This is a genomic window from Asanoa iriomotensis (genome assembly GCF_016862515.1).
Lineage (GTDB): Bacteria > Actinomycetota > Actinomycetes > Mycobacteriales > Micromonosporaceae > Asanoa > Asanoa iriomotensis.
The window spans coordinates 34,167-46,222 of sequence record NZ_BONC01000010.1 but is presented as its reverse complement, the minus strand read 5'-3'; the positions used below and the strand labels follow the sequence as shown (position 1 = coordinate 46,222).

10 protein-coding genes are annotated in these 12,056 nt (G+C 72.0%); 3 read left to right on the top strand and 7 right to left on the bottom strand.

Annotated features, from left to right (window positions below; translation table 11 throughout):
- Nucleotides 1-7: 7 nt before the first annotated feature.
- The 3 genes from Air01nite_RS09600 to Air01nite_RS09590 all read left to right on the top strand — a co-directional run bounded on the left by Air01nite_RS09600 (nt 8) and on the right by Air01nite_RS09590 (nt 3,270).
- The gene (locus Air01nite_RS09600) at nt 8-1,417 is read left to right on the top strand and encodes a N,N-dimethylformamidase beta subunit family domain-containing protein (RefSeq protein ID WP_203701634.1); all 1,410 of its coding nucleotides are present in this window, start codon (nt 8-10) and stop codon (nt 1,415-1,417) included.
- Nucleotides 1,418-1,660: 243 nt separating this feature from the next.
- Nucleotides 1,661-2,467: an HTD2 family dehydratase gene (locus tag Air01nite_RS09595; protein WP_203701633.1), complete on the top strand. Its 807-nt coding sequence runs from the start codon at nt 1,661-1,663 to the stop codon at nt 2,465-2,467.
- Nucleotides 2,464-3,270, top strand: coding sequence for an HpcH/HpaI aldolase/citrate lyase family protein (locus tag Air01nite_RS09590; RefSeq protein ID WP_203701632.1), 807 nt, complete (start codon nt 2,464-2,466; stop codon nt 3,268-3,270). The genes Air01nite_RS09595 and Air01nite_RS09590 overlap by 4 nt, the downstream gene beginning before the upstream one ends.
- A gap of 6 nt (nt 3,271-3,276) precedes the next feature.
- Here the strand turns inward: Air01nite_RS09590 and Air01nite_RS09585 are convergent, their stop codons facing one another.
- Genes Air01nite_RS09585 through Air01nite_RS09555 form a run of 7 tightly spaced genes read right to left on the bottom strand, consistent with a single transcriptional unit; the run spans nt 3,277 to nt 12,000 of the window.
- Nucleotides 3,277-4,014, bottom strand: a complete 738-nt coding sequence (locus Air01nite_RS09585) for an SDR family NAD(P)-dependent oxidoreductase (RefSeq protein ID WP_203701631.1) — start codon at nt 4,012-4,014, stop codon at nt 3,277-3,279.
- A 14-nt stretch (nt 4,015-4,028) separates the two neighbouring features.
- On the bottom strand, nt 4,029-4,349 hold the full coding sequence (locus Air01nite_RS09580) for an L-rhamnose mutarotase (protein ID WP_203701630.1): 321 nt from the start codon (nt 4,347-4,349) through the stop codon (nt 4,029-4,031).
- Nucleotides 4,349-7,162 (bottom strand): alpha-amylase family protein, encoded by a 2,814-nt coding sequence (locus Air01nite_RS09575; protein ID WP_203701629.1) that lies wholly within the window; start codon nt 7,160-7,162, stop codon nt 4,349-4,351. Before Air01nite_RS09575 ends, Air01nite_RS09580 begins: the two co-directional genes overlap by 1 nt.
- The gene (locus Air01nite_RS09570; protein WP_203701628.1) at nt 7,159-8,760 is read right to left on the bottom strand and encodes an apiosidase-like domain-containing protein; all 1,602 of its coding nucleotides are present in this window, start codon (nt 8,758-8,760) and stop codon (nt 7,159-7,161) included. The genes Air01nite_RS09575 and Air01nite_RS09570 overlap by 4 nt, the downstream gene beginning before the upstream one ends.
- 17 nt (nt 8,761-8,777) lie before the next feature.
- Nucleotides 8,778-9,611 (bottom strand): carbohydrate ABC transporter permease, encoded by an 834-nt coding sequence (locus tag Air01nite_RS09565; protein WP_203701627.1) that lies wholly within the window; start codon nt 9,609-9,611, stop codon nt 8,778-8,780.
- Nucleotides 9,608-10,564, bottom strand: coding sequence for a carbohydrate ABC transporter permease (locus Air01nite_RS09560; RefSeq protein WP_203701626.1), 957 nt, complete (start codon nt 10,562-10,564; stop codon nt 9,608-9,610). The genes Air01nite_RS09565 and Air01nite_RS09560 overlap by 4 nt, the downstream gene beginning before the upstream one ends.
- On the bottom strand, nt 10,561-12,000 hold the full coding sequence (locus Air01nite_RS09555; RefSeq protein WP_203701625.1) for an ABC transporter substrate-binding protein: 1,440 nt from the start codon (nt 11,998-12,000) through the stop codon (nt 10,561-10,563). Before Air01nite_RS09555 ends, Air01nite_RS09560 begins: the two co-directional genes overlap by 4 nt.
- Nucleotides 12,001-12,056: the final 56 nt, after the last annotated feature.

Sequence of the window (12,056 nt, the reverse complement as noted above, 5' to 3'; positions counted from 1 at the left end):
AGTTGTCATGTCTCGTCAGTGGTCGCGCCGCGCGGTGTTCGGCGTGCTGGCCTTGGGCGGTGCCGCGGCGGCGGCCGCCTGTCGGCAGGTCGCGCCCAGCGGCCCCGAGGAGAGCACTCGGGAACGCACGATCGGCTTCACCGTCCACGACCGTCGGTTCGGTGACGACCGGCGTGGCCAGATCGCGGGATACGCCTCGGCGACCAGCGTCGCACCTGGTGAGACGCTCGACTTCCACGTCTCCGTGTCACCCGCTGCGGACTATCGGATCGAGGTCTACCGCGTCGGCCACTACGGCGGGCGCGGTGAGCGGCTCCTGGCGGCCAGTCCGTGGCTGGCGGGCCGGACCCAGGCCGAGCCGTCCGTGGACCCGAAGACCCGGATGGTGCGCTGCGCCTGGGAGCGCGGGTGGCGGCTGCGCGTCGGTCCGGACTGGGTGAGCGGGTTCTATCTGGCGCTGCTGACCAACGCGGACGGCTGGTGCCGGTGGGTGCCGTTCGTGGTCCGCGACACCCGGCCGGCTGCCGGGCTGGTGATCGTGCCGACCAGCACGTACCAGGCGTACAACATGTGGCCGCACGACGGGCGGCTGGGAGCGAGCCTCTACTACGGCTTCGACGCGACCGGTGAACCGGTGGCCACACTGCGCTCCCGCTCGGTCAGCCACGACCGGCCCTACCAGGACGACGGACTGCCGGCGCTCGCCGAGCACGACATGGGCTTCGTCCGCTGGGCCGAGGAGCACGGTGCCGACCTCGGCTACGCCACCAGCGAGGACCTGGACTCCGGCCGGGTCGATCCGGGTCGGCACCGTGCGGTGATCTTCTGCGGCCACGACGAGTACTGGACCACCGCGATGCGCCGGGCCGTCGCGACCGCCCGCGACCACGGCACAAGCCTGGTCTTCCTGAGCGCCAACAACTGCTACTGGCGCGTCCGCTACGGCACTCCCGACCGACGGACGGTGAACTGCACCAAGGTCAACCCCCGACCTGGCAAGCCCGTCCCGCTGATGACGCGGTGGCGCGCGGCCGGCAGTCCCGAGCAGGAGCTGATCGGTGCGCAGTACGTCAGCGTCATCGACGGCCGCGCGCCACTGGTCGTGCGCGACAGCCGGCACTGGTTCTGGGCCGGGACGGGGGTCCGCGACGGAGACGCGATCCCGAACGTCGTGTCGGGCGAGGCCGACCAGCGGATGCCGGACGTCCGGCTGCCGACGTCGACCGAGGACGTGACGCTGGCCCGTTCGCCGTACCAGCGCAAGGGCGTGCGCCACGAGCAGCACACCACGCTCTACCGCGCACCGTCCGGCGCCTGGGTCTTCGCCGCCGGGTCGCTCGGCTGGACCGCGGCGCTGCCCACCGACGCCCGGATCCAGCGAGCGACCCGCAACCTCCTCGACCGCGTCCTGGAGTAACGCCTATCCGACGGCCGTGCCCTCGAGCTCGACGAGCTGGCCGGGGATCGCCAGCCTGGTCACCCCGAGCATCGTGGTGGTCGGCGCGGCTCCGGCGGCACCGCACCGCCCTGCGCGACCGCGCCGCGGCTGTCGTCAGTCGCTACGCGTGATCCGGATACGTTTCTGGAAACGTTACTTGCGCTGGTCGTCAGGCGTTGCCTACGCTGAGGTCGCGACGTCCCCCGCACGAAGGAGCGCGTCTTGATCAGCCTCGACGGTGTCGAGCACCGTGTCGAGACCGTCTCCGCTTCGGCGGCCCGGGCGCTCCACGACCTCCTCGACGACGACGGCGGTGAGCCGCCCGCCGACGGCGACGAGCTTCCGCCGCTCTGGCACTGGCTGGCCTTCTTCCCCCGTGCCCGGCAACGTGACCTTGGCGAAGACGGCCACCCCGCCAGCGGTCTCCTGCCGCCGATGCCCGGCCTGCGCCGCATGCACGCCGGCGGCGAACTCGACATCGACGCGGGCGTACGCGTCGGCGAGCCCCTCGAACGGACCACCACGGTGAGCGACGTCCAGGTCAAGTCCGGTCGCACCGGCGAGCTGACGTTCGTGACGACGCATGCCGTCGTCCGGTCCGCGACCGGCAGGCTCCGCGAGCGGACCGATCTCGTCTACCGCCGGCCGGCGGGATCGACGCGAGCCGGCGAGGCCGAGCCGGCCGGTGGCTGGGACGTCGAACGCACCGTCCCGGTCGACCCGACGGTGCTCTTCCGGTTCTCCGCGCTCACCTACAACGCCCACCGGATTCATTACGACAGGGACTACGCGGCCGCGGAAGGCTATCCGGGCCTGGTGGTGCACGGCCCGCTGCAGGCGGTCCTGCTGGTGCGGCTGGCCGGCGCCGTCGCGGGCGGGCCCGTCCGCCGCTTCCGCTACCGCGCCTGCGCACCGGCGTACGACTCCGCCGATCTGGTCCTGAGGGCTCGTCGCCGCGGCCCCGGCGACATCGAGCTCGCGGCGTTCGCGGCCGGGGTCCGGACCATGTCGGCCACGGCGACCCGATGACGGTCCGCAGCTTTCTCTACGTTCCCGGCGACCAGCCCGCGAAGCTCGACAAGTCACTATCGTGCGGCGCCGACGCCGTCATCGTCGACTTGGAGGACGCCGTGGGGCCGCACCGGAAAGCCGCCGCCCGGGAGTGCGTCGCAGGATGGTTGGCCCGGTCCGCACCGCACGACATCGAGATCTGGGTACGCGTGAACGCCGGCGCCCACCGCCCGGCAGACCTCGCGTTGGTGCGCGAAGCGCCGAACGTGGCCGGCGTATGCCTGGCGAAGTGCGACTCGGCCGACGACGTCCGACAGGTTGCCGAGCTGTTCGCCGGTCGCGACGTGGGCCTCATGCCGTTGATCGAGTCGGCGGCCGGCGTCCTGCGGGCCGAGGAGATCGCGCGCGTGCGCGGTGTGCGGCTCCTCCAGCTCGGCGAGGTCGACCTGGCCGCGGATCTGGGCCTGCGCCCGTCGGACGGGGACGAGCTCGACGCCTACCGCGCCCAGATCGTCCTCGTGAGTGCGGCGGCGCGGCTGCGCCCACCACCGGCTCCGGTCGACGTCCACCTCGCCGACGACGACCTGTTCCGGCGTTCCACGCAACGCCTGCGCCGGCGCGGCTTCTGGGGGCGGGCGTGTGTCCATCCGAGACAGGTGGCGATCGCCAACGAGGTTTTCACGCCGACCGACGCCGAGCTGGCCGAGGCCCGCGACGTGCTCGCCAGGCTGGAGCGGTCGGGAGACGGGGTCACGGTGGACGGCCAGGGTCGGATGGTCGACGAGGCCGTGGCGCTGCGGGCGCGCCGCCTGCTGGGCTGAGCGCCGTCAACCCAGGGGGAACGGAGTCCGCCGGTCGCCGTCCGGCCACAGGAACCAGCCGTTGACCCGGTGCGCGTAGGCGTCGTCGAGCAGCCGGACGACGGCCCGGCCAGCGGCTCGCGGATCGTCGCCGTGCGCGCTGGTCTGCCGGGCCCAGGTGGCGTACCCGGCCAGTCGCGGCACGGCCGCGGCCTGCCGCGCGATGTCACCGTGCATCCGGGAGACCACGTCGCCGGGATGCAGCGCGTGTGCCGTCACGCCCGTGCCGGCGACCTCGGCGGCGACGTGCGCGGTGAAACGGTTGAGCGCGGCCTTGCTGGTGGCATAGGGCGCGTTGAACCGCCCGGCCGGCGCGACGCCGGCCGCCGAGGAGACGTTGACGATCCGGCCCCAGCCCGAGGCGAGCATTCCGGGCAGCACGGCACGGGTGCGGGCGACCGCGGCGAGCAGGTTGACACCGATGACCCGGTCCCACTCCTCGACCGCGACCTCGGCCACCGGTGCCAACGGTCCGTGCACGCCGGCCGCGTTGACCAGGACGACCCGCCCGACCGGGAGCGCCCGTCCGGCCAACTCCGCCGCCACGGTGGTGCAGGCGCCGCCGGCCGCGGTGATCCCGGCGGCCAGCGCGGCCAGCCGCTCGTCGTCGCGGCCGAGCGCGACCACCGGACACCCCGCGGCCGCGAGTGCGACCGCGATGGCTCCGCCGATCGTGCCCGACGCGCCGGTGACGACGGCCGTCACCTCCTTCGCGGACGTCAATCGAGGTGGAAGATCTCGGGGAGGCGGTGCAGCGACTCGTCCGCCCGGCGCCCGTCGGGACGCAGGACCAATGGCGCCATCTCGGCCTGCCACCGTTCGTTGACGGCCAGGCCGTCCATGTGTCGCAGCGAGCCCTCGAAGTCCGGCGACTCCAGATAGCCGACGGCCAGGCCGTCGGGGCGCAGGAAGAGGCTGTAGTTGTGCCAGCCCGCCTGCGCGAGCGCCGATCGCATGTCGGGCCACACCGCGGCGTGCCGGCGGCGGTACTCGTCGACGGCGTCCGGCCGGACGTTGAGGATGAAGGCGACGCGTTCCATCAGCGCACCCACAGTTGGGTGACGGATCCGACCGTGTCGGGCAGCAGCGTCCGCACGGTCGCCCGCACGGTGTGCCGCCCGGCCGGCAGCGTGAAGGTGTCCACGACGGACGACCAGCTGCCGGCCTGCTCGTGGTGGAAGTCCGGCCACCGGTCGGGCTCGACGGGCGTGCCGTCGACCTCCAGGCGCACGTCGACCAGCTCGTGCAGGCGGTCGTGGTGCCAGGCGGCGCCGTCCCGGACGGCCGACGTGACGACCGCGCACCGCCGGTCGGTGTCGACCTCGACCTCGCCCGACCACTGCCGCTCGACGGTCTCCAGCGTGCGGTCGACCGCCGGCACGCACGGCAGGATCCGCTCGAGCGTCAGCTCGTCCGGGTTCTCGCCCTTCATCCAGGTCGCGATCTGCGGAGCCCGGCCGAGGTAGGCGGCCTTGACGCGGTTCTCGTCGGGCGCGTCCCGGCGCTGCGCGGTCCGCGTCCATGAGTAGGTCGACGGGACGAACGGCTCCTCGCCGGCGCTGGCCGGTCCGTCCTCGGTGGACAGATAGAACGCCGCCACGCTGCCACCCGACTGCGCGACCCGCAGCACGCCGCCGTCGAGGGTCGCGCGTGCGGTGGCGCCCTCGGTGACGTAGTCGAGGTGGACACCCCGCCGTCCGGCGGGCACCTCCAGCTCGACCGTGCCCGTGGCTCCGGGTCGGGACAGCACGACCCAGGTGCCGGCGTCGCTGGACCAGGCGTACCCGTACGCCTCGTCGATCCAGGCCCGGCCGACCGGACGGCCGGACCCGGTGAGCTCGGGCCGGCGGCGCTCCTCGAGCGCGAACTGCGCGGCGAGGCGGTCGTCGCCGGCCATCCGCAGGTCGCCCCAGACCTGGTTGAGCAACGAGCCACGGGCGACGTCGAGGACCTGCCCGTCCTCCCACTGCGCCGCGCCCTGCCGGCTGGCCCACAGCGTGGTGCTGATCCACACCCCGAGGGAGTCCTGCTGGTGGGCCGGGATCGTCGACCAGTACGACTGCTGGCCGACGTCCTGGGACGAGGCCACGCCGAGGCGCACGTTCCAGGCGGGTACGCCGGACGGACCGGCCGCCTCGACCAGGTAGTCGCGCTCCCACAGCGTGGCTCCGTAACGCAGCCACCAGGGAGAGCGAAGTCCCCAGTAGAGCATCAGGAACGGGCCGCCGGCCGCGATGACCGCCTCGAACGTGTCGATCAGCGCCTCGGTGGTCGCGTACAGGCTGTGGATGCCGGACGCGTGGTCATGTGCCGGGTTGACGCACCAGAGCTCCGTGCCGTCGACCTTGAACCCGGTCGCGCCCGTCACGGTCACGTGGTGCAGCAGGGCGTCGCGGAACTGGGCCCGCCACGGCTCGGCCGCCGGGCACAGCCGCCACGGGAAGGCCGCGTTGCCGGCGAGCGCGGCCTCGACGCCGGGGTTGTGCAGGCCGATCTCGTGGCGGAACGCGCGGGCGCCGTCGCTCGGCGACACCCACAGGATGAGATCGAGGCCGTGCCGCTTGACCGTGGCCTGCACCGAGGCCGGGCCGTCGGCGAAGGTGGCCGGGTTGAACCTGGCCAGGTCGTCGGGGTCGTTCCAGCCGCAGTCGAGAGAGATCGCGTCGAATGTGGCGCCGGCGCCGGCGAGCCGGTCGACGAGCGAGTCGATGTCGCCCATCATCGCGTCGCTGAGCTCGATCTTCGGCTCGTTCGCGTGCGAGATCTGGTACCAGCCATAGGGGTCGTAGATCCGGTACGGCGTCCGCTCGCGGCCGATCCGCTCGAAGACGGCGCGGACGTTGGCCTCGCCGCTGTCCGTCGGGCCGATGCCGACCACGACGTCCGGCGCGGACAGCTCCCGGCCGGCGCCGATCCGCCGGCCGGGCCAGAACGCGCTGACCGGCCCGGACTCGCCGCGATAGGTCACCGCGGCAGGGTGGGTGGCGGCCTGGAAGTGGCGGCCCCACAGCGCCCAGGCGCCTTCCGCGTGGTAGTCGGCGCCGTCGACGGCCTGCTCGGCGAGGAGCACCTGGGAGATCCACGGTCCGTCGCCGGCCAGCGTCAACCGCTGGCGCACGAGGTCGTCGGTGGCCTCGTAGGTGACGGTCGCAGTGACACCGCCTGGATACGTCAGGGTGAGCCGGTCGGCGTCCCGCACCGCGTCGACCGCATCGAGGACGGTAAAGGCGCCGGCCCGGTGCACGGTCTGGTAGCAGTACTTGTCGACGCTGCGCCAGCCCTCGCGCTCACGGACCCGGTCGGCACCGAAGACCGGCTCGACGCGCAACTGCACGGCGATCAGCAGGTCGTCGTCGCCGTCGGGAAGGTCGACGGTGACCATGCCGGCCTCCACCGGTCGCGCGGTGACCTCGGCGCCGTCGGCGAAGACGCGCCAGGCGAGCCGCCGCCGCTCCAGCGGTGAACCCAGCGTCACCGCGAGCGGGCCGTTCCCGGCCGGGCGGGCGATTCGCGTGCGGTACCAGAGGTATCCGGCGTAGGACTCGCCCTCCCAGGTGGGAAAGCCGAAGCCGACCTCGTTGACCCGCGACGCGGCGTACCAGGTGGTGTCGTCCAGATCGGTTTCGAAATAGCCGGCGCGCAGCCCAGCCTCCTCGTCGGTGCGGTCGGCGAGCGAGCCGCCCGGGATCAGCCGCCACTGCGCGATGTGGCTCTGCTCCTCGGGCGCTGCCACCACCAGCCGCGGCCAGCGCAGCGCGAGCACCGTCTCGCCGGCCGTCACCCGGCTCTCGCCGTCGCCCGTCTCGTGGTCCACCGGCCGCCAGCCCAGCTCGTCCATTCCCAGCCGTGTCATGACGCGTCGCCCTCCATACGGCAGATCAGCAACCAGTCCTCGAATGTCGGGAGCGCCGTGGCGAAATGTGTCGCCGGCAGTTCCCATTCCCCCGTGCCGTCGACCCGGGCCCGATGCGTCACGAGCGTCTCGCCGGTGCGCGGGTTGACCACGTCGACCGTCCAGCGGCCCGGCGTCAGGTCCCGCAGCGAGAGCCGCCGCAGCTCCACCGAGATGCCGATGCTGGGGTCGCGCAGGCTGTTGGCCGGCACGTAGACCACCCGCTCGCCCGCCGTGCCGGCGCAGTAGGGCAGGAAGGGGTGCTCCGCGTCGGTGGCGGGCACGACGCCGTCCGGCATCGCCTCGTACTCCCACCAGCGCGATCCTCGGCCGGCGAGCAGGCGACCGGCGAGGCCGGTCTGCTCCGCGCCGGGCAGGAGTGCAGCGGTCGCCCAGTCGACCTCGCCCCACACGTGACCGGGGTCGTCCGGTCGGCCCTGCGCGAAGGCCCACATGCCCTGCGCGCCGTAGGTGTGGCCGGCCGCGCCGCTGAGCAGGTGTGACCAGAAGAGCATGCGCTGGAGAGTGGCCGGCGACCCCGCGGCGATCCCCTCGTAGCAGACCTCCGAGTTGACCACCGGCACCGGCGGATCGGCCGCCCGGGCCCGAGCCAGCGCGCGCAACGACGGCAGGACCGAGCCCCGGTCGGCGTGGCCGGTCTGCATCCACACGAAGTCGAGCTCGGCCCGGTCGCCGATCGCGTCGAGCGAGGTGTGGTGTTCGAAGGCCGGGCACGGGTGGTAGGTGAGCGGACGACCGTACGGGTCGAGCTTGCGCACCTCGGCCCCGATGGCGGCCCACCGGGTCAGCAGGTCCTCGACGCGGTCGGCGATGTCGTCGGCGAACAGCTCGTCGTAGTGCGGCAGGCCGACCTCGCCGGCGACGCACCAGACCACCGGCAGCGCGCTCCAGCGGGCGATCACCTCCCGCCAGTGCCGGCGCATCCGCTCGTCGCCGAGGTCGAGCAGGTAATAGCTCCAGGCACCGACGACCGCCGGGGTGAGACCGGCCGTCACGATGGCCGCGATGCGCTCGTCGGCCGCGTCCCACCAGCGCGGGTCCGGATGTCCGTAGTCAGCCGTCCACGACCACCGTCCGCCGGTCGCGGCCTGTGGAGTGAAACCGGTGGTCTCCGGATAGAGGCCGGCGACGAGCTGGACGGCCGTGAAGCCCTGTTGCCGGCGTCGCTCGAGCAGATCGGCGAAGCCCTCGTCGGTGGCGCGGTCGCTGAACGCGTACCACCAGGTGTCGGCGACCCAGAGGAACGGCGCTCCGGTGCGCTCCAGTCGCAGGTGCCGCTCGCCCGGGCGGGCGGTCACGTCGTTGCGCGGCGGCGGCGCGGGCGCGTCGACGGTCACGGTCGCGTCGTCGAAGACGAACTCGTAGCGGCCGGCGCCGGTGTTGCGGGCGCGGGCGTGGCGCCGTCCGTCCGCGTCGACGAAGGCTGCCACGTCCAGAGCGGCACCGCCGGGCGTGGTCACCCGGCAGGCGCCGGGATCGGCGGCGGGATCCGTCCCGCCGCTCACCGCCTCGACGACGCCGAGTTGGTTCCAGTCCACGTGTTGCCTCCCGCTGGTTACTTGACGGCACCGGCCGAGAGGCCGCTGACGAAGGCGCGTTGCGCGACGAGGAAGACGATCATTACGGGCAGCATGACGATCGCCATGACCGCGAACTGTTTGGGCAACGATGAGAAGTACTGGCCCTGGAAGGCGATGAAGGCGAGCTGGACCGTCTCGTGCCTGCCGTCGGTCATGAACAGCAGGGCGAGGATGTAGTCGTTCCAGGCCGCGAGTCCCTGCAGGATGGCGATCGTGACGGTCGCGGTCCGGGCCAGCGGCAGGTACATCCGGGCGAAGATCCGGAAGCTGCCGGCACCGTCGAGGCTGGCCGCTTCACGCAGTTCCACCGGCAGCGCGAGGAAGGCGTTGCGATACAAGAGAACCGAGGCGGCGAGACCCAGCGCGGTGTACGGACCCACGAGGGCCCCGTAGCTGTTGAGCAGGCCGAGGTCGACGACGAGTTCGTAGAGCGGCACGATGATGGCGGCCGGCGCGAGCATGATGCCGGAGAGCAGCACCAGCAGCACCACGCCGGAGCCGCGGAACTTGTAGTAAGCCAGGCCGAAACCGGCGAGTGAGCCGATCGCGACGACGGCGACCACCGAGCCCAGGGTGACGATGGTGCTGTTGACGAACATCCGCAGCAGATCGGTCTCGCGCCACACCGAGATCAGGTTGTCGAGTGTCAGACCGGTCGGCGAGACGCTGAAGATGTCGGCCGTGTCCGCGCGCAGGGCGCCGTTGAGCAGCAACGCGATCGGCAGGAGCCAGAGCGCCGCGAGCGGCACCAGAGCGAGGTGCGACCAGCCGATCCGGTCGCGGGCGACGCGGCTCGGTGCGGCGGTCACTGGACGCTCCGATTCGCCCAGCTCATCAGGCGCAGCAGGACCACGGCACAGACGGCGGTCAGCACGAGCAGCGCGGTGGCGATCGCCGCGGCGTATCCCGGCCGCGAGAGGTCGAAGGCCTGGTCGAAGATCTGGATGGAGAGCAGGTCCGTCGCGTGGGCGGGGCCGCCTCGGGTGAGGATGTAGACCACCTCGAACTCACGGAACGCGCCGATCACGCCGAAGAGCGTCAGGAGCACGGTCATCGGGCGAAGCTGCGGGACGGTGATGCGCCGCACGCGTTGCCACCACGAGGCGCCGTCGATCGTCGCCGACTCGTACAGGTCGCGCGGGATCATCTGGATGGCCGCCAGGTAGAAGAGCATGAACAGCCCGGAGTAGCGCCAGGCGCTGACCCCGAACGCGGCCCAGATCGCGGTGCCCGGGTCGGCGAGCCAGCCCTGCCCGGTGCCGCCGACGGCCCTGATCACCCGCGTGGCGACGCCCTCGTCGGGGTTGAAGACCCAGCCCCAGGCGAACGCGATGACGGCCGACGAGAGCACCGCCGGCAGGAAGAAGACGGCCCGGTAGACCACCTTTCCGCGCAGCGCACCGTCGAGCAGGACCGCGAAGCCCAGCCCTAATGCAAGCTGCACGGGCACGGTCACCACTGTCCACAAAAGAGTGTTCGTGACCGCCTTCCAGAAGTAGGGATCGAGGCCGCCCAGCATCTCGGTGTAGTTGTCGAGCCCGACCCAGTCGCGGATCGGCGACACGCCGTCGAAGTCGTAGAAGCTGGAGCGGATGGTCTCGACGATCGGGTACGCCACGAACACGGCGAAGACCGCGAGCGCCGGCGCGACGTAGAGCCACCCCGGTGAGGGGCGCCGGCGCTTGGGTCGGGGTGTCGCACGCGGCGGGGCGCCGGCGGCCGTCACGGCCGTCGGCGCCTCGGCGCTTTCCCGCACCGTCATGCCCGTGCGCGCTTGGCTGCGGCGTCCACCCGCTGGAGTTCGGCCTTGGGGTCGGCGTTGTTCACACAGACCGCGGCGATGGCCGACTCGATGGCCTTGCGCGTCTCGATGAAGGCGAACTCCCGGCGCTCGGCGCCCTTCCCGAGCTCGTTGTGCCAGTCGTAGATCTTCTGCCATTCGGCGTTGAGGCCGTCCGGACGGATGCCCTTGCGGGCCGGCGTGTACGTCGCCGAGCCGGCTTTCTGACCCGCCTCACCGCAGGACCACTCGATGAACTTCCACGCCGCCCACTGCTTGTCGGGAGTGAGGTCGCCGCGCATCGCCGTGGCGACGTTGACGGTCCGCCACGGACGCACGGCGGAGGGGCTGGACGCCTGCGGGATGCCGGAGACGCTCTGGCCCATCCAGTCGTCCTGTGGTGCGTCGGGCAACTTCGGCCACAGGCAGGCCGCCCAGTCGGTCAACCGGTTGGGGGTCGCGAACAACGCCGCGGTGCCCCAGGTGCCGATCGCCGCCGTCGCCGCCTTGCCGTTGAAGAACAGGTCGTAGGCGTCGGGGAAGGCCGGCGTCGCGAACGGCGCGGCGTTCCAGAGCTGGTCGGTGAGCGTGCGCTTGAGGTAGTTCAGGCCGGCCACGACCGCGTCGTCCGTGAAGCTCGCCTCACCGGCCTCCGCGGCGGCGATGATGCCGGGCTTGAACTGGCTCGCGAACTGCACGAGGTAGTCGGTGTTGGGCCAGTTGTCCTTGGCGCCCCAGGTCGCGGCGACCAGGTTCTGCGACCGCAGCTCCTTGGAGATCTCGACGAAGTGCTCGTGCGAGGTCGGCACCGTGCCGCCGGCCTTGGCCAGCACCGCCCGGTTGACCCACAGGACGCCGCCGATCGAGGACTGCTGCGGCATCGCGACCAGCGGGTCTCCCTTGGCGACGCTGTCGCGGATCTCCTTCACCGAGCCGTCGAGGAACTGGGTTTCCCAGTCCGCGCCGTACGCCTGCTTGGCCAGGTCTTCGAGGGGCGACAGGAACTGGGTGTACTGGCGGATCATGGATCCGGTCTGCAGGTGCAGGACGTCGCCCGAGGTGCCGTTGGGCACCGCCGTGCGCAGCCCGGTCTCGTAGTCGGGGAACGGGAACTTCTTGACCTCGAGCTTGACCTCGGGGACCGCCTGCTCGAACGCGTTCTTGAGCTCGGTGGCCAACGGCTCTTCGGGCCAGGCCCACGTCCACAGTGTGAGCGTGACCGTGCCGCTGGGCTTGACCAGCGAGGGCGCCGTTCGAGGGGAGTTGCCGGTATCGTTGCCGGAATCCGAGCCACAGGCCGCGAGCAGCGGCGCGGCGGTAATCGCACCGGCGCCGAGGATCGATGCACGGAGGACGGTCCGACGGGTGATGAGACCCTGGGAATCAATGCCACGGGTCTGCGGTTTCTGGGTGCCCACTGTCACCTGCCCGGGAGAGGTTTATTTCCAGCGTGTTAGCGGACGCTATCGCCGGC

Bases quoted from the DNA above. Each gene is read 5' to 3' on its own strand.
- Air01nite_RS09600 (WP_203701634.1), top strand. From the start codon at position 8: ATGTCTCGTCAGTGGTCGCGCCGCGCGGTGTTCGGCGTGCTGGCCTTG.
- Air01nite_RS09590 (WP_203701632.1), top strand. From the start codon at position 2,464: ATGACGGTCCGCAGCTTTCTCTACGTTCCCGGCGACCAGCCCGCGAAG.
- Air01nite_RS09580 (WP_203701630.1), bottom strand. From the start codon at position 4,349: ATGGAACGCGTCGCCTTCATCCTCAACGTCCGGCCGGACGCCGTCGAC.
- Air01nite_RS09575 (WP_203701629.1), bottom strand. From the start codon at position 7,162: ATGACACGGCTGGGAATGGACGAGCTGGGCTGGCGGCCGGTGGACCAC.
- Air01nite_RS09560 (WP_203701626.1), bottom strand. From the start codon at position 10,564: ATGACGGTGCGGGAAAGCGCCGAGGCGCCGACGGCCGTGACGGCCGCC.